Source organism: Desulfobacter postgatei 2ac9 (assembly GCF_000233695.2).
GTDB lineage: Bacteria > Desulfobacterota > Desulfobacteria > Desulfobacterales > Desulfobacteraceae > Desulfobacter > Desulfobacter postgatei.
Genome location: NZ_CM001488.1, coordinates 2,964,811 through 2,980,799 on the forward strand (window position 1 = coordinate 2,964,811; position 15,989 = coordinate 2,980,799).

General features: G+C 45.8%; 14 protein-coding genes, 2 tRNA genes and 1 riboswitch. Of the genes, 9 read left to right on the forward strand and 7 right to left on the reverse strand.

The window, feature by feature from the left end; all coding sequences use genetic code 11:
• Nucleotides 1-2: 2 nt before the first annotated feature.
• Nucleotides 3-668, forward strand: a complete 666-nt coding sequence (locus DESPODRAFT_RS13645) for an endonuclease III domain-containing protein (RefSeq protein ID WP_157488490.1) — start codon at nucleotides 3-5, stop codon at nucleotides 666-668.
• A gap of 66 nt (nucleotides 669-734) precedes the next feature.
• On the opposite strand, the gene DESPODRAFT_RS13650 is transcribed toward DESPODRAFT_RS13645, so the two are convergent.
• Nucleotides 735-1,646, reverse strand: coding sequence for a proline dehydrogenase family protein (locus DESPODRAFT_RS13650; RefSeq protein WP_004074205.1), 912 nt, complete (start codon nucleotides 1,644-1,646; stop codon nucleotides 735-737).
• A 232-nt stretch (nucleotides 1,647-1,878) separates the two neighbouring features.
• Between DESPODRAFT_RS13650 and DESPODRAFT_RS21510 the strand changes: the two genes are divergently transcribed.
• Nucleotides 1,879-2,004 (forward strand): hypothetical protein, encoded by a 126-nt coding sequence (locus tag DESPODRAFT_RS21510; protein WP_280985094.1) that lies wholly within the window; start codon nucleotides 1,879-1,881, stop codon nucleotides 2,002-2,004.
• Nucleotides 2,005-2,325: 321 nt separating this feature from the next.
• Here DESPODRAFT_RS21510 and DESPODRAFT_RS18770 read toward each other — a convergent pair whose 3' ends face one another.
• Together DESPODRAFT_RS18770 and DESPODRAFT_RS13660 are read right to left on the reverse strand one after the other, a co-directional pair.
• Nucleotides 2,326-3,627 carry a YfaP family protein gene (locus DESPODRAFT_RS18770; protein WP_004074206.1) on the reverse strand — a complete coding sequence of 434 codons (1,302 nt, stop codon included), beginning with the start codon at nucleotides 3,625-3,627 and terminating at the stop codon, nucleotides 2,326-2,328.
• A 21-nt stretch (nucleotides 3,628-3,648) separates the two neighbouring features.
• Entirely contained in the window at nucleotides 3,649-5,052 is a 1,404-nt protein-coding gene (locus DESPODRAFT_RS13660) for a PEP-CTERM sorting domain-containing protein (RefSeq protein ID WP_004074207.1), read from the reverse strand.
• Between the two features lie 266 nt (nucleotides 5,053-5,318).
• Nucleotides 5,319-5,396: riboswitch (cyclic di-GMP riboswitch) on the reverse strand.
• 559 nt (nucleotides 5,397-5,955) lie between these two features.
• Between DESPODRAFT_RS13660 and DESPODRAFT_RS13665 the strand changes: the two genes are divergently transcribed.
• Genes DESPODRAFT_RS13665 through DESPODRAFT_RS13680 form a run of 4 tightly spaced genes read left to right on the forward strand, consistent with a single transcriptional unit; the run spans nucleotide 5,956 to nucleotide 10,972 of the window.
• A complete protein-coding gene (locus DESPODRAFT_RS13665) occupies nucleotides 5,956-6,288 on the forward strand; it encodes a hypothetical protein (RefSeq protein ID WP_004074208.1) in 333 nt (110 codons plus the stop codon).
• A 21-nt stretch (nucleotides 6,289-6,309) separates the two neighbouring features.
• Nucleotides 6,310-7,962 carry a ribonuclease J gene (locus DESPODRAFT_RS13670; RefSeq protein ID WP_004074209.1) on the forward strand — a complete coding sequence of 551 codons (1,653 nt, stop codon included), beginning with the start codon at nucleotides 6,310-6,312 and terminating at the stop codon, nucleotides 7,960-7,962.
• Nucleotides 7,959-10,352, forward strand: coding sequence for a DNA translocase FtsK (locus tag DESPODRAFT_RS13675; RefSeq protein ID WP_004074210.1), 2,394 nt, complete (start codon nucleotides 7,959-7,961; stop codon nucleotides 10,350-10,352). Before DESPODRAFT_RS13670 ends, DESPODRAFT_RS13675 begins: the two co-directional genes overlap by 4 nt.
• A complete protein-coding gene (locus DESPODRAFT_RS13680) occupies nucleotides 10,349-10,972 on the forward strand; it encodes a class I SAM-dependent methyltransferase (RefSeq protein WP_004074211.1) in 624 nt (207 codons plus the stop codon). Before DESPODRAFT_RS13675 ends, DESPODRAFT_RS13680 begins: the two co-directional genes overlap by 4 nt.
• Here DESPODRAFT_RS13680 and DESPODRAFT_RS13685 read toward each other — a convergent pair.
• The 4 genes from DESPODRAFT_RS13685 to DESPODRAFT_RS13700 all read right to left on the reverse strand — a co-directional run bounded on the left by DESPODRAFT_RS13685 (nucleotide 10,969) and on the right by DESPODRAFT_RS13700 (nucleotide 12,865).
• Complete coding sequence (locus DESPODRAFT_RS13685; protein WP_004074212.1) at nucleotides 10,969-12,024, reverse strand: ChaN family lipoprotein; 1,056 nt, start codon at nucleotides 12,022-12,024, stop codon at nucleotides 10,969-10,971. The two genes, DESPODRAFT_RS13680 and DESPODRAFT_RS13685, sit on opposite strands and share 4 nt — an antisense overlap.
• Before the next feature lie 54 nt (nucleotides 12,025-12,078).
• Nucleotides 12,079-12,498, reverse strand: a complete 420-nt coding sequence (locus tag DESPODRAFT_RS13690) for an AIM24 family protein (RefSeq protein ID WP_004074213.1) — start codon at nucleotides 12,496-12,498, stop codon at nucleotides 12,079-12,081.
• A gap of 177 nt (nucleotides 12,499-12,675) precedes the next feature.
• Nucleotides 12,676-12,767: transfer RNA gene (locus tag DESPODRAFT_RS13695), tRNA-Ser, on the reverse strand.
• 10 nt (nucleotides 12,768-12,777) lie between these two features.
• A tRNA-Ser gene (locus DESPODRAFT_RS13700) sits at nucleotides 12,778-12,865 on the reverse strand.
• A 163-nt stretch (nucleotides 12,866-13,028) separates the two neighbouring features.
• Between DESPODRAFT_RS13700 and DESPODRAFT_RS13705 the strand changes: the two genes are divergently transcribed.
• Genes DESPODRAFT_RS13705 through DESPODRAFT_RS13715 form a run of 3 tightly spaced genes read left to right on the forward strand, consistent with a single transcriptional unit; the run spans nucleotide 13,029 to nucleotide 15,988 of the window.
• Nucleotides 13,029-13,481 (forward strand): hypothetical protein, encoded by a 453-nt coding sequence (locus DESPODRAFT_RS13705; RefSeq protein WP_004074214.1) that lies wholly within the window; start codon nucleotides 13,029-13,031, stop codon nucleotides 13,479-13,481.
• A 6-nt stretch (nucleotides 13,482-13,487) separates the two neighbouring features.
• On the forward strand, nucleotides 13,488-15,173 hold the full coding sequence (argS, locus tag DESPODRAFT_RS13710) for an arginine--tRNA ligase (protein WP_004074215.1): 1,686 nt from the start codon (nucleotides 13,488-13,490) through the stop codon (nucleotides 15,171-15,173).
• A 59-nt stretch (nucleotides 15,174-15,232) separates the two neighbouring features.
• Nucleotides 15,233-15,988, forward strand: coding sequence for an SPOR domain-containing protein (locus DESPODRAFT_RS13715; RefSeq protein WP_004074216.1), 756 nt, complete (start codon nucleotides 15,233-15,235; stop codon nucleotides 15,986-15,988).
• Nucleotide 15,989: the final 1 nt, after the last annotated feature.

Genomic DNA, 15,989 nt, shown 5'->3' on the forward strand with positions numbered 1-15,989 from the left:
CCATGGCCGTTGATATTGCTTTTTTTCTTGGAACCCTGAAGCAGGAGGTTGAGACCTACCAGGTGCCGGTGGTGGAACTGATTGCGGTCCAGAGCCGCTCTGCCTTTAAAGTACTTGTGGCCACCATCCTGTCTGCAAGAACCAAAGATGAAGTTACGGCGGTTGCCGCACGGCGACTGCTGGAAAAGGCCCCGGACCCTGAAGCGTTAAAGGCGCTTTCGATTTCTCAGATTCAGGAACTGATTTTTCCCGTGGGGTTCTACAAGTCCAAAGCGCAATATTTATCAAAACTGCCCGAAGCCCTGGACGCCTTCCAGGGACAAGTACCCGATGAGATTGACGCCTTAGTGACACTTCCGGGTGTAGGGCGTAAAACCGCCAATCTGGTCAGGGCCGTGGCCTTTGATAAGGATGCCATCTGTGTGGACACCCATGTACACCGGATCATGAATATCTGGGGGTATGTAAAAACAAAAACCCCCCTGGATACGGAAAAAGCATTAAGAAAAAAGCTGCCGAAGAAATTCTGGAAAGAGGTGAATCGAATTTTGGTTACCTTTGGCCAGGGAACATGCCGCCCGGTTGGCCCCCATTGTTACCGCTGTGTGCTTGAAAAACACTGTCCCCAAATCGGGGTGAAACCGGCAAAATCGCCTAAGAAAGAATAAAAACATAATCTGATGGATGACGTCAAAAAAAGCCTTGACCTGGGACGAGCCGCGGCAGGGCAATTGTCATCCCTTACTGAACAGCGCCTTAATAATATGCTTGACCATGGCCGGATTTTCTTTAAGTCTGCGGGTGGAATAGCCAAACCATTCTTCACCAAAAGGCACGTAAACCCGCATCCTGTGACCGTTTTGAACAAGCTCCCGGCGCTTTTTGGGTGTGACGCCGTAAAGCATTTGAAATTCATATTTGTCCTTTGGGACCTGGTATTTGTCGATCAGGGCAAGGGCTCCCTGGATCAGGGGGGTGTCATGGGTCGCAATGGCCGCATAGACATTGTTTTTAAACATGAATTCAAGGTCTTCAAGAAAGTGGGCATTAATCTCGTGGTAATCCTTATATGCGATGGCTGCCGGTTCCACATAGATTCCCTTGACCAGTCTGAAGTTCAACGCTGCATCGTCGCGACGTAAATCCAGCATGGATTCAAGGTCGCTTAAGGTGCGTTTCAGGTAGGCCTGGAGCACCAGACCTATGTTTCGGGGAAATTCCTGTTTAAGCCGGCGGAAGATATCAATGGCACCATCTACACAGGGGGAATCTTCCATGTCAATACGGACAAAATTGCCATGGGATGCTGCTTCGGCTGTAAGTTCCCGCATGTATTCAAAGCATGTTTTCTTATCGATCATAAGACCGAACATGGTGGGTTTCAGGGAACAGTTGCCGTCAATTCCTGCGGCTTCAATAGTGCGGATAAGGGCAAGGTAGGCATCCCGGTTCTCTGCTGCCTGGGGCATGGTCTTGACAAATTTACCAAGAATGTCCAGGGTCACCATAATATTTTCCCGGTTCAAGGCTTTTGAAGCGTTAATGGCGTCCCGGGTGGTTTCGCCTGCGATATAACTTTTTGAGAACCGCCAGATTAATTGGGGTGGAAAATAGGGCAGGGTATGGCTGATTATTTTATGTAACATCTTGTTATCCTGTTTTTTTGTTCATGGAACATATACCCGTGATCCAGGCCAATGCCTTTGGCATGGCATATGGTACGTTGTTGCTTGTATTTGTTAGCCTTTGTCTGGGGAAAAATTTGGAAATTTCTTTTTCTCTGTAATATATCGGATCTTTAGTTTTTTGTTCTCTGTTTGTCTAATCGTGGCTCTTTGGTACCTATCTGACCTTGATCGGAATCATGGGGGGGACAAGGTGTCCTATGCCATCACCGTGGTACCGGTAGTGGCGCTTACTATTCTTACCTTTACAGAAGGCTATGTCTGGACTATTCCGGTCATGGCGGGATTGAGCTTTGTTCTGGCCCGGGAACCTTCTTGATGTCATATTTCAAATGGTTCATACAGAGTATAAAGTATAATTTTCCCTCAACAGAAGACGGAGCGTACCACAATATGTTGTGCCAGGCACAACTTCTTGAAAAGTGATCATTTATAGACAAAGTCAACAGGTGAATATACTGCACTCTTTGCAAACAAACTACTCAATTTAGATATTTGAAATCATACTCATGAAAGGGTTTAGGGTCAGCTTTCACTAAAGTAAATGATTTCATGAACCGCCACTTTTGCCTGGTGTCTTAACTCTTCCATCAATAGCAAACGCAGAGGCTCATGAAATTTATGATTGGGCTATGATAGACTATCGTGCTTCTATTGTAAAATCGAACCTTCCTGAAATTGGATTTCTAGAAACCACAACGTCTGCTACTGGTATCATGCTGTTATTACCAGCAGAACCTCTGTAAGAATTTAAAATTTTGGAATAGGTTGCTTCAGCACTGGGTGTTTTCACAGTTAACGTCGCTACTTCAGGTGAATAGCCGTAATAATAGTTTACACCAAAACGGTAACGTCCAATGGCAGATGCATTGTCAACCAAATCTTGACAAGAAACATAGTAATGTTCCGGGCCATATCCATTGGTATCGTCAACGTCGAGGTAGCCAAATTGTCCCTGTTTTGACGCATAATATACATGCCTACCTGTCGGCTCGTAGATGTGTAGATCTACATCAGGATTGCTCCCCCATGTAAGAGTTACTGTAATAGTTCCTTGCTCAGCGGATGTTGGCGGATCAGGTAAAAGATTTTCACTATTGATGATACCATTAATTATGAAATATTTGGCGGATGGATCAACAAGATAGGCTTTTTTAAAACCATGTGATAGCCAATCTGAATCGTTGTCCCATGGCCAAGGGGAGTTAACATTATCCGAGTCGTTTGATGCTAAAGGAGGTAAAAGACCGACTAATGCTTTCCCTGCCTCAACACCAGCAATAACCAAATCATCACTAAAGCGAATATGCCCTACTAAGCTTTTTCGAACAATAGATTCTGGGCTTGCAACCGGAACTATTGTGAAATAATTTTGCTCGCTGGAGCTAAGACGTTGAAAAGACCAATTTGCAAATATATTCCCTTGCGAATGGGCAACTAAGATTACCTTTTTACCTTCCCCAATGTCTGACTTGTATGAACTAACATGGTTGTTAACATCATCAATACTACTAGTTGGAGCGATCATTTCCTGAATAGTTCGGTTTGTTAAAAAATCATTAAACTCCTGCACAATACTGTCTGGCAATAGGCTTAATATATAAGTATCCCGAAGAAGAAAAGCGACAAGAAGAGTAGGCCAATTATCGCCTAAAGTTTGTCTTGCAGCTTCAATTATATCAGTAATGGTTCCGCTTGAATTATTAAATGCCAACTTAAACTCATAATCTTGTTGCTCATTTGGATCATCTAAGTTCGCCATGAATATCGACATAAGCTTAATTGTGCTAGTGTTTGCCTCGCCATATGTCGCAATCCCACGACCAACACCATTACCAAAATATACAGTCGATAAAGTTGGGCTACATAAATCTTCAGCAAACACATGAAATGTGGAAATAAAAACCAAGATAATTGTTAAAAGGAAGATTATTTTTTTCATACCCTTTAGCCTCCGGTAGGTTTAATTGTCAAGTGCATCTATGTCGAAAGAACAGCTTGTCTTCCATTCACTCAAAGGACGAATTGGAAATACCTTGCCTGATATTCTTGTTTCATGAGATAGCCAAGCGTCTAATCTTTCTGGCGTGTCAACAGCTTTACTTTGCACACTCTTCCATTCTTGATTTTCAGAATCTATATATTCTAAACATTCCATTGAACGACTAAAAGAATTTGCTGCATTCATAGATTCTTGCTCTGTTGTTGCTATAATTCCTTGTTGGAGTGATTGTGCTAATTGATTAAGGGCTTCTCTTTTTTTTTGTGAGGTGCCAAAATTGACATCTATATATATTTCTAAATCATCACGTATTCCATTCGTATTTGAATCCACACCTTCTAACGTAACCTTACCCATGTCACCTGGGTCTGGAGGAAGTGTTCCATCATTTGCCAAAACTAATAAAATTGCAGTAAATTTAAGATTGTTAGGGTTGTGGAACTTTATCCTGAAATTTTGAATGGACTGTCCGGATGGCAATCCACTTGAATCTAATTGCAAATCTAACATAGGTTTCCCATCTGGCGAAAGGCTTGTAGCATTGTAGACTGACACACTATCTGGAAGTCCTGAAACTACAAGGAACATTGGAGACTCGAGATTGTTACTGCCAACATTGTTGATAGACACTAATCCATCAAAAGTTTTTGTGGCACGATTATAAACAAGTGGTGAGCGATCAACGACTACTTGACTGGTAACATTCATAAGCGCTGCATGTGCTGGCAAGTAGGCAAACAATGTTAATGAAAATATTCCCCATTTTAAGAATTTCTTTTTTTTTGGAATAAAGATAAAGATACCTATTGATATCAATAGTAATGTATTTGGTTCAGGAACAGGGTTCGATTCTTCTGTTACGGAAAGGTTGAATCCATCTGGCTCATAAATCTCTTGCCCTAAAAGACTTAAAATAAACAAAGAATCCGTACCTCTTGGATCTGCTGTTGAAAAGAGTGGAAAAAAGTTTGAATCAGTTATAGAAAGAACCAAACTATCTGGGAACCCTAATCCACTCGGATCTATAAAATTTGCATTTACTTGAAAAGAAAAACCAGAATACACATCATCAAGATCAAAATATAGAGAGGATAGTAGTTCCGTATCGGTGAAGAAGTATTCACCTGGTATTGTTTCAGTTACTGAACCTTCAAATTGGAATGGGCTTACAGAGAAATTACTAATAGTAGCAGTGCTTCCTGAAAAACCATCACCGTCGATAAAATCAATAATGACAATACCAGGTGTAGGTATCCCAGCAACTGCTGACTGCAATTCGACAGATAATGTGGTCGCATAGCCCTCAGTATAAAAAATTACAAAAAATAGAAACATTAAAAATCCAGAAAATCTCCAATTTTTCATCTTTTCTCCTTTCTTGGTTAAATAAAAAACTTCATTAATCAATAGTTCGGGCAGTTTTTAGCCCATTGAATCGAGAAATTCCCGCTATACAGCTATTTATTTGAAACTCAGCCTACACGTTGAGTTTAAATAATTATTTGGAGTCCATCAAAACCTTGATAACAGTGCCTTTCGACCGTTCAAAAACTGTCCGAAGTATTGATTAGTATCGAACAGCTCAAAACCAGTGGTAAAAACAAAAAAAGCCGAGCTGCTTTCATTAAAAACGAGGCAACCCGGCTATCTAAATCATAGACCCTATGGCTTTCCGTTTCTGCATCTGTGCAGAATTGGCTTTTCTATTTGTCTATATTCGGTGCTCTCTTTTACAAAATATCCTCCGAAGAACTGTCATCAACATTAAAAATCAAATACAACATACAACTACTTAGACAAATCAATTTACTATCTTAGCAAAAACGATACCGTGATGTGAAATTCATTTTTTTTCTTTTGACTGAGCCCAGAATTGCCATGATATTTCATGTTATTCAAAATAATTACCAAATTATTATCTTATCCTTTCCCGCGAAATTAATCGGAAAAAAATAGGGGTTTCCCTTAGGAAATAAAAGTGACAGTCATGACCCAGTTGTGAAAAAAAAGTGACAATGTGAAAAAAAAGTGGCATTTTTTAGGTCTTGCTAACTTTTTTAAAGACGTTTTTAGGGTTTGTGAGAGGAGAGCAAAATGGTATGATTGAATACTTTTTTCAAATTATCTATCCACCACATTTATTGTGCTGTGAAACGCCAAGAATAAATTTAATTTGGAGATAAACCCTATTTTTTAATGCGATTGCCCTGCTCAAGGCGTTAAGTTCAGGTTGCATAGCTCACGCCTTCTGTGTTAATTTACCGGATTATGAAACAGTATATCATAGACGGCTTTACGCTTAAGGATTACATAGCTTTAAAACAGTATTTTGACACCTATCTTGAGGCTGCCACCGTGGGCGGGATCTATTGGCTTGAGCTGGATTCGGGTGTTTTGACAGAAACCCAGGCCTCCCATAAGGCCTGCGGGCCCCATGTGTTTGCCCTGATGCTGGAAGAAAATGCCCTCTTCTGTGAGCTGTTGGTAAGAATTAAAACCAATATCAGGTGTGATTGTATGGGCTACGCCACGGTTGAGCAGCGCAACTGGCTGGTTGACTGGGCAGACGCCGTTCTTGAAAAGCTGTCCATTTGTGTTTGATATCGGTTCCGGATAATTTACATGCTTAAACTCATACCCCTTGGAGGGCTTGGTGAAATCGGCCTTAACATGATGGTGGTGGAGTATAATGATGTTATCTTCATCATTGACGCAGGCATCATGTTCCCTGAAGACCATATGCTGGGCGTGGATATTGTTATCCCGGCCATGGATTACCTTCGGGAGAATATGGATAAAATCGAATTCATTATCCTGACCCATGCCCATGAAGACCACATCGGGGCCTTGCCCTACCTTTTGCGCGAAATCCGTCTGCCGGTATATGGTACGGCCTTTACTCTGGAGATTGTGCGCAACAAGCTCATTGAGTTTGATCTCAACACCCATGTGGATCTTAATCTGGTCAACCCGGGAGAGGTGCTGACCATTGAACCCTTTGACATAGAGTTTATCCGGGTCAGCCATTCCACCATTGACGGTGTGGGGATGGCCATCACAACCCCTGAAGGCGTGGTGGTACATACCGGAGATTTCCGCATCAGCCATTCCGCCGATATCATGAAAAATACCGATATCTCAAGTTTTGCCCGTTTCGGCGAAAAGGGCGTGCTGGCGCTGCTCTCCGACTCTACCAATGTGGAAGTAGAGGGGTATGCCATGTCTGAGCAGGAGGTGGCAAAAAATTTGGGAGAACTGGTTGAAGCCTCCCCCGGACGGGTGATTGTTGCGCTTTTTGCATCTAATGTGTTCCGGATTCAGCAGGTGATTGATATTGCCAGGCACAACAACCGCCGGGTCATATTCAATGGCCGCAGTATGGAGCAGATTACGGATGTGGCCATGCGCTTAGGGTATCTTGACTGTCCGCCGGGACTGGTGGTGGATATCAAACAGATTCATAAGCTTGGGGACCATGAAGTGGTGATCATCACCACAGGTACCCAGGGGGAGCCTATGTCTGCTCTGGCCCGAATGGCCTCGGGCGTTCACAAGCACATCAATGTCCGCAAAGGGGATACCGTGATTTTGTCGAGCAAACATATCCCCGGAAACGAAAAAGCCATTGCCGGCATTATCAACAAGCTTTATCGAAGGGGCGCGGATGTAGTTTATTCCAAGATCGCCCAGATTCATGCGTCGGGTCATGCCCACCAGGAAGAGCTTAAGATGATGATCAACCTGACAAGACCTAAATACTTTATTCCCATCCACGGCGAATACAGGCATCTTGTGATGCATGCAAGGCTTGCCGAAAAATTGGGAATGCCTCGAAGTAACGTGATTGTCGCTGAAAACGGTCAAGTCATCGCCTTTGATGGGGAAAACGGGGGCAGGATTGAAGACCGGGTGCAGACCGGCCGGATTCTTGTGGATGGAAAAGGTATCGGTGATGTGGGGCGCTCCGTGCTTAAAGAGCGCCGGGAACTGTCCGAAGGCGGTCTTGTGGTGGTGACCATGATTATTGACGAGGAGACAGGGGTGGTACTGTACGGACCGGAACTGATTTCCAAAGGGTTTGTATTTGATTCCGCCACAGGCTACCTTGTGGACGATGCCCAGTGCGTAATCCTGGAGATTGTTGAAGAGATTGAAGCCGGGATTGAGTGCCGGGTGGAACTGATTCGAAAAAAACTGCAGCGGGCGCTCAAACAGTATTTTGCCTTTGCCATAAATCGCAGGCCCTTGATTGTACCCATTATTATCGAAGTATGAAAAAAGAACTGTTCGGCGTCTTTTTAATATTTTTGATTATCCTGACATCGGTAAGTCTTTTTTCATACCATGCTGCCGATCCGTGTGTGGGTAATCATTTCTTTACCTTCCCACACCATGTGAACAATCAGTTCGGCCTGATCGGAGCACATGTTGCCGGGTTGTTTATCTATTTGTTTGGTATTGGTTCCCTGTGGGTACCATTGATTCTTTGTCTTTTAGGTCTGTGGCTTATCAGAAAAAAATCCCGGAAAGAGATCGGGTTGACCCTTGCAGGGGGAGTGATCCTGATAATCTCCACGGGTAGTATTCTTTTCCTGTTTAGTGAAACCTATGCGTTTTCCGACACCACGATTTCTGCCGGCGGAAAAGTGGGCGATTGGCTTGCGGGGTTTTTGCTCAAATATGCCAATATCACCGGCTGTGTCATATTTCTATGTTTTTTTGTGCTGGTGGGCGGTATGCTGGTTACCGGCATTTCATTAAAAGCGGTGCTTGATGTTATCTGGTACTGGTTGATTCGGCTTTCCCTGACAATCAAGCAGGAGATGGCCGAAGGTGTAGGGTATTTAAGGCAAATCCTGGAAAACAAAAGAGAGCAGAGAAAAGCAGCCGGGTTTGTTTGGGCCGAAAAATTAAAAGCCTTGACTGTTCTGCCAAGATCCGATGAAAAAGATGGTGGGGATGATGTTGAGGCTGATATTCATGTGCCCGATTTTTTTTCTGAGCCGGGAATAGACGCAAATCTGAGCCCCAAAAAGATTAATGCCCCCATGCCCCGTTCCGGCAAAGTCTCTTCACCCCCAAAAAAATCCGAGTCCGAAAAATTCGTTGGTCCCACGATTGTGGAAGTGGCAACTGATGACAAAGAGTATGTGGCGGACCCCTCCATAAACGATATCCGGGAAAAGCGCAATTTTATTCTGCCTGGTTTGTCTTTTCTGGATGAGAAACAAAAACTTCGCAGGCAGATCGACACCGATGAACTCCAGAACAAGGCAAGCATCTTGAAGAAAAAGCTGGAGGATTTCAATGTCAAGGGCGAAGTGGTGGAAATTCTTCCTGGTCCTGTTATCACCACATTTGAATATCGTCCGGCGCCCGGCATCAAATTGTCAAAAATTGTAGGGCTCTCCGATGATCTTGCCCTTGCCCTTGCGGCCATTTCCATCCGCATTGTCGCCCCTATTCCGGGCCGGGATGTGGTGGGCATTGAGATTCCCAATGATGAGCGTGAATTGGTAAATTTACGGGAAATGATCGCATCCAAGGAGTTTGTTCAGTCCAAATCCTTACTGACCCTTGGCCTTGGAAAGGATCTTCTTGGTCAGCCCGTGGCCACCAAGATGGATAAAATGCCCCACCTGCTCATTGCCGGGGCCACCGGTACGGGTAAAAGTGTGGGGCTCAATTCCATGATCATCAGTTTGCTGTACAAAGCCACCCCCGATGAGGTCAAACTGATTATGATTGACCCCAAACGTATTGAACTTTCGGTGTATAATGATATTCCTCACCTGATCACCCCTGTGGTCACGGATATGAAGAAAGCCACCAATGCACTTTTCTGGGCTGTCCGGGAAATGGACCGCCGGTATGAGCTGCTGGAATTGTCGGGCTTAAGAAATATCAAGCAGTTCAATGAGATGGTTGACGAACGGCTCCGGGATATTTCACCGGACACCTCGCCCGAGGATATTGTGCTTCCCGGTGGTCTTCCCCTGGAGAAATTGCCCTTTATTGTGGTGATCGTGGACGAACTCGGGGATCTGATGATGGTGGCTTCAAAAGACGTTGAATATGCCCTGACACGCCTTGCCCAGATGGCCCGGGCCGCAGGTATCCATCTGATCATAGCCACCCAGCGTCCATCTGCCGACGTACTCACCGGCACAATCAAGGCTAATTTTCCCACCCGGTTATCTTTTCAAACCTCTTCAAAAATTGACGGCAGGATTATCATTGACCAGGGGGGACCTGAAAGCCTGCTTGGCAACGGAGACATGTTGTTCTGCCCTCCCGGCACAGGAAAGCTCATGCGTATCCAGGGCGCCTTTATTTCCGAAAAAGAGATCGCCCGGATCACATCCTTTCTTAAAGATCAACGCCGCCCTGATTATAACGAAGAGGTGGTTCAGGGTGATGACGACGGCCAGGAAAAAATGTTTGACGAATCCGAATATGATGAAAAATATGACGAGGCTGTGGCCTTGGTAACCAAGGATCGACAGGCCTCCATTTCCTATGTCCAGCGTCGGTTGCGAATCGGTTACAATCGGGCTGCCCGGCTCATTGAGATGATGGAACATGAAGGCATTGTCGGACCCCAGATCGGTTCCAAGCCCCGGGAAATATTGGTGAGAAGTTATGATGAGGAAAAGATTTCATGACCCGCCCGCTTGATTTTGAATTTTTAAATACCATCAAGGGATTTATGGATGATGATGAGGCCCTGCGTTTATATGATCTTTCCCTGGCTGCTTCTATGATTGGTCCGGTGCTTGAAATCGGTTCATATTGCGGGCGGTCTGCCGCCATTATCGGTTCTGCCTGCAAACAGAACAACGGCATTTTATTTTCCATAGACCATCATGCAGGTTCCGAAGAACAGCAGCCGGGCGAACAATATTTTGATCCTGACCTATACGATGCGCAAACTTTAAGCGTCAATACCTTTCCGTTGTTTCGTCAGACGCTTTTCCGTGCAGGCTTGGAAGATACGGTGGTGCCCATTGTCTGTGCCTCCAAGACAGCAGGCCGCATGTGGAAGACACCGCTTTCCATGGTGTTTATCGACGGTGGGCACTCTTTTGAAGCAGTGCATACGGACTTTTTGACCTGGGCCCCCCATATTATCCCGGCCGGATTTCTGGTCATTCATGATATATTTTTCAATCCCGAAGAAGGGGGGCAGCCCCCACGCCAGGTGTATGAAGAGGCCCTGGCAACCGGGCATTATGAGGTGCTTGAGATGACCGGAACTTTAGGCGTATTGCGGGTGAAAGGTTAGAGTCCTTTTTTACGCTTTTTCATTTTTTCCAGTGTGGTTTTAAATTCTTCACACGGATCTTCATAGGAAACCCGCTGGGTGAACCACAGATAATCGGCAGGGGGCATCGGATCAAACCCTTCAAGGGACAGGGGTTTTAAATAGTGCGATAGCTCCGCAGGTTCTCTTTCTATTTCCGTTATGGCCAAATTTGTCTGGACGGCATTTGGTTTCAAGTGATGTACCCGGTCCATGAGACCTAAACCATACTCAGTATGGCCTGCACCTATGATGATGACAACAGGGCCTGTTTTTCGTCCTGCCTTATCGTGGTCTTGGGTTTGCATGGCATTGAACAGTTCAACCACGGACAAGGCCATCCGGTCATTGCGGGCTACCCAGGTATCATATAACCGGTCCGTCATTCGGCCATGGTCCATGCCGCAATGAACCGATACAAAAACCGATTTCATGTGCGATTCATATGCTGAGTTTGAAAGTCCGGTGGAAAACAGCTGCTGTAATTCAATGGGGGACAGGCCCTCAAGCCCTTTTCGGGTAATCCTGCGTTTTTGGGTGGCGGAGAGGTCAAGGCCTGCGGCTGGAAAGTCATTATCTGCCGCAAGCTTTATCAAATCCCAGTAGTATCCCCACATGGTGTCGGATTGGGTTTTCCATCCCAGTTTGTTCCTGATTCGTTGTTCAACGGCTTTTTCCATTTTCGGTGAATGCGCTTTTTTGCCGGCATCTACCAGATTAAGCAGCAACGGGGTCTCCTGGTATGAAAAAAATTCAAAGCCAAGGATTGGCGCCTGCCCCTGGTCAATGAGGGCTTGGATAATCCGGTGCTGGATGGCATGGTGCATGGGATTATCATGCTTTTCGGACAGATAGATGAGATCACTGTGGAGCAGCGTCTCCATAAGGCCGGCAAAACGGACAGGCTCCCCGGTGTCTCCTTTGACCACGGTGCCGATTAACGGATCATCGCGCATGACGATTTTGGACGTTGTGGCACAACCGCATAACAGACAAAGCACGGACCCAAGCACAGGGAAAATCAGACGTTGCATAATTTCCTCGTAAAAACGCTATTTAATTTCCGTCCAACAGCCGTCCAAGGCCGCCTAAGACAGAACCTTCTCCTTTAGATGAACCCCCGGCGCTTGGCGCATGGCTGATGATACGGTCTGCCAGGCGGGAGAAGGGCAAGCTTTGCAAATAAACGCTGCCATGTCAACGGGAATAATTTTTCCAGGATAGGGTGCGGAAAAGGCCACTCGTTTTTTGTCATGTGCCTGGTTGGTGAAATGGGTAAGAAACAGGCTTTCACCGGTGAGCGCCCGTTTGTCTGCGCCAAAGAGTTTGCCCATAAGCCCTTTGTCCGCTTCAGAGCCGTCTCCCATTTTTGCTTCAAATGCGATGCCCTGCTCCATCCAGTTCATGGCACCGGCCTCCGCAATCACGGTTTCGCCGGGATCCAGCCCCACCTCAACGGCCTGCATGTCATCCCCGAAAATTTGGTAATCCACTTCATGGCATTGCATCGGTTAACTCCTTTAAGCCTATTATGATGAAAGATTGCGCCTTGTTGGGCAGGCAGATAATATTTTTGATATGGCAGGCAGTATATCAGATATATCTGTTCTTTTTCCATTAAAAAGTCATCCAAAATATAATTGGGGGTCACAGTAAAATTCAATTTTACTGTGACCCCCAATTATTGGCGGAGAAGGAGAGATTCGAACTCTCGGTACAAGTTTCCCCATACACTCGCTTAGCAGGCGAGCACCTTCGGCCACTCGGTCACTTCTCCACATTTTTTTTGGCGGAGGAGGTAGGATTCGAACCCACGAGGCTTTAACACCTAACGGTTTTCAAGACCGCCGCCTTCAGCCGCTCGGCCACTCCTCCAAAATTTAACCCGATTAATATAGCATCTTGACACGGGCGGGTCAATTAAAAAGTTTGTTTAATTCCGGGAGGGATTTAAGGGATAGATTTAAATTATTGACACGGGAATTGGTTGGGCTATATTAAGAAGTTTCAAGTTAATGGATGATAACAGGAGAACCCAATGAAACAGAAAATCAGGTTTGAAAAAAATATAGCGGACAATATACTGACGGTTCTTGAATCTGCCGAGGTGGATCCCGGTGTAATTTTGCCTTTGCATGAAGAAGACTATGCCCTTGACGTCATTAGTGCGGCATGCAAAGAGGGATTTCAGGCGTTTCTTAACGTATTTCGCCGTCGCAGTTTTTTTCCCACCAGGGAGCTGTCCGAAAAGTTGTTTGAAAATGCTACTGAATTTTTTGCCGATCCTGAATCGGATAAGATGGTCATTGAGTATAATGATGTGGACACATTGCCCGGCGAAGAGGATTTTTCCCTTGAAGACGATGATGTTGAGCTGGATGCACTGTTAGATGAAGATGGGGACACCAAGGAAGACGAGATGAAAGAAATTGATTCCGAGGACGATACCCCTAGATTCACCCCTGAAGATACCTCTGAACACGAGAATTAATCCTTTATGAAAACAAAAATTAGAACCATCCTCCTGGATGCGGCCCGTACAGCCTTTGAAAAGGGGTTTCTGCCTTCCAACCAGGTGCCTGAATTTGAAGTTGAAACCCCTAAACATGAAGGCCAGGGGGATTTTTCAACCAATTTTGCCATGGTGTCGGCAAAATTGCAGAAAATGGCCCCGGCAAAGATCGCCAAAAGTCTTATTGAGGCCATTTCCGACACTCCCCACACCCCTTTGGGCTCTGTACTGGAAAAAATAGAGGTGGCAGGCCCCGGATTCATTAATTTCTTTTTATCCCCCGGGGCCTGGCACCCGGTGGTGGACCAAGTGCTGAACCAGGATGCAACCTTTGGCGCGTCTGCCCTGGGAAGGGGGAAACGTGTCCAGGTTGAATTTGTATCGGCCAATCCAACAGGTCCGCTTCATGTGGGGCACGGTCGGGGAGCTGCTGTGGGGGATGCCGTCGGCAATATCCTTTCCTTTGCAGGTTTTGATGTGCAAAAGGAATATTATATTAATGACTCCGGCCGCCAGATCAGAACCCTTGGCACATCAGTGTGGCTGCGGCTGCAACAGATGCAGGGAAAAACCGTGGATTTTCCCCAGGACTGCTACCAGGGTGACTATATCCGCGACATTGCCAAAGAGGTGCTTGATGGCCGGGGAAAAGACCTTGCTGATGCCGATGAAAAACAGGGCGTTGAGATCTGTGCCCGATTTGCCGCCGGTAAAATTCTGGCCGGTATCCGGTCCGATTTAGATGCTTTCGGTGTCCGGTTTGACAACTGGTTCAGCGAGCAAAGCCTTTATGATTCGGGTCGGGTCCAGACAGCCATTGACAATTTTAAAGAAAAAGACCTGATCTATGAAAAGGACGGGGCTCTTTGGTTCCGTACTGAAAAATTCGGGGATGAAAAGGACCGGGTGGTGGTGCGCAACAATGGACTTACCACCTATTTTGCATCGGACATCGCCTACCATGACGAAAAATACGAGCGCGGGTTTGATCGTGTCATTGATGTATGGGGGGCGGACCACCATGGATATATCAAGCGTATTGATGCGGCTGTGGTGGCCACGGGACGAAAGAGCGAACAATTTGATGTAATTCTGGTCCAGTTGGTCAATTTACTGCGGGACGGAAATCCCGTGCAGATGTCCACCCGGGCCGGAGAGTTTGTGACGCTTAAGGATATTGTGGACGAGGTGGGAAAGGATGCTGCACGGTTCATGTTTTTAAGCCGCAGTTATGATTCAGGGCTTGATTTTGATCTGGAACTGGCTAAGAAGAAAAGTGCTGATAATCCTGTTTATTATGTGCAGTACGTCCATGCCCGGATTACAGGAATTTTAAACAAGGCAAAGGATGAAGGCCTTATTGACCAGACTGACTTCAACGCCGGTAGTAACCTTGAAAAACTTGTGGCCGAAGAGGAACTCAAGCTGATTAAGCAGGTGGCCGCTTTCCGGGAACAGGTGGAAAAAAGCGCGGAAACCCTTCATCCCCATGTGGTTTTCACCTACCTGATGAGCCTTGCTTCGGCCTTTCATGCCTACTATAACCGGCATAAGGTTATCATGGAAGATAGATCGCTGTCCCTGGCCAGGCTCTCTCTGGTTCTGGCAGTTAAAAAAGTGATCCGTAACGGGTTGACCCTTTTAGGTGTCTCTGCCCCTGAAAGAATGTAGGAGAATTTAAGATTCGTGGTGTTGGGACATATGGCTGGTATCTTTTAATCGGGATCTGGATGTTTGGTCTTGGCGTTTTTGTAGGCAGAGGTTCAACTCCTGTCCTGTTTGAAACCCGACCTTTCCAGGAACGCCTTGGCCGAATGGTGAGTGAGCGTTCTGCCAAACTGCCTAAAAAGGAAAAAATAGATCTTAAATTTTATGATGTTCTTGACGAGCCGGTCTCCTATCTGATCAAAGAAAAAACAGATGATTCCGGAGAAATTGCCCCGGGCCGGGAAACCGGGAAATCAGCTTCGATAGAGTCGACACCCAATACGCCCCAGGCTGAAAAGATTCCTGTCAAGCTCAGTAAAAAACTGGCCACCTGGTATTCTGTCGGGCAGGGTGAAGACAATGGTGATGCCCCGGCACCACTACTTAAAAAGAGTGCTTCGGTAAAAACAGATACAAAAACCAGTGAAAACCGGACTGTGATCCCGCCTGCCCCCAATGTTTTAAAATCAAAAAAACAAACAGGTAAAAAAACAGCTGCGGTCTCCAAAGAAACCAGGCCCGATAGCGGGGCGCCGGTATCGACCCATGGTGCATACACCATTCAGGTTGCGTCATATAAGGATTTAAATGATGCCTTATCCCGGATGGCTCTTCTGAATAAAAAGGGGATTACCTCCTACCGGGTCAGTGTGACGATCAACGGGGTGACCTGGCACCGGATCAGGACCGGCTCTTTTTCCGATCAGGAAGAAGCCGGAGCCCGGCTGGCAAAGCTTGCCGGTTCAGGTGTTAACGGTATCGTCATAAAAAAGGAATAAA

Coding starts and splice junctions, on each gene's coding strand:
- DESPODRAFT_RS13645 (WP_157488490.1), top strand. CDS start 3: ATGGCCGTTGATATTGCTTTTTTTCTTGGAACCCTGAAGCAGGAGGTT.
- DESPODRAFT_RS13650 (WP_004074205.1), bottom strand. CDS start 1,646: ATGTTACATAAAATAATCAGCCATACCCTGCCCTATTTTCCACCCCAA.
- DESPODRAFT_RS18770 (WP_004074206.1), bottom strand. CDS start 3,627: ATGAAAAAAATAATCTTCCTTTTAACAATTATCTTGGTTTTTATTTCC.
- DESPODRAFT_RS13660 (WP_004074207.1), bottom strand. CDS start 5,052: ATGAAAAATTGGAGATTTTCTGGATTTTTAATGTTTCTATTTTTTGTA.
- DESPODRAFT_RS13665 (WP_004074208.1), top strand. CDS start 5,956: ATGAAACAGTATATCATAGACGGCTTTACGCTTAAGGATTACATAGCT.
- DESPODRAFT_RS13670 (WP_004074209.1), top strand. CDS start 6,310: ATGCTTAAACTCATACCCCTTGGAGGGCTTGGTGAAATCGGCCTTAAC.
- DESPODRAFT_RS13675 (WP_004074210.1), top strand. CDS start 7,959: ATGAAAAAAGAACTGTTCGGCGTCTTTTTAATATTTTTGATTATCCTG.
- DESPODRAFT_RS13680 (WP_004074211.1), top strand. CDS start 10,349: ATGACCCGCCCGCTTGATTTTGAATTTTTAAATACCATCAAGGGATTT.
- DESPODRAFT_RS13685 (WP_004074212.1), bottom strand. CDS start 12,024: ATGCAACGTCTGATTTTCCCTGTGCTTGGGTCCGTGCTTTGTCTGTTA.
- DESPODRAFT_RS13690 (WP_004074213.1), bottom strand. CDS start 12,498: ATGCAATGCCATGAAGTGGATTACCAAATTTTCGGGGATGACATGCAG.
- DESPODRAFT_RS13705 (WP_004074214.1), top strand. CDS start 13,029: ATGAAACAGAAAATCAGGTTTGAAAAAAATATAGCGGACAATATACTG.
- argS (WP_004074215.1), top strand. CDS start 13,488: ATGAAAACAAAAATTAGAACCATCCTCCTGGATGCGGCCCGTACAGCC.
- DESPODRAFT_RS13715 (WP_004074216.1), top strand. CDS start 15,233: ATGTTTGGTCTTGGCGTTTTTGTAGGCAGAGGTTCAACTCCTGTCCTG.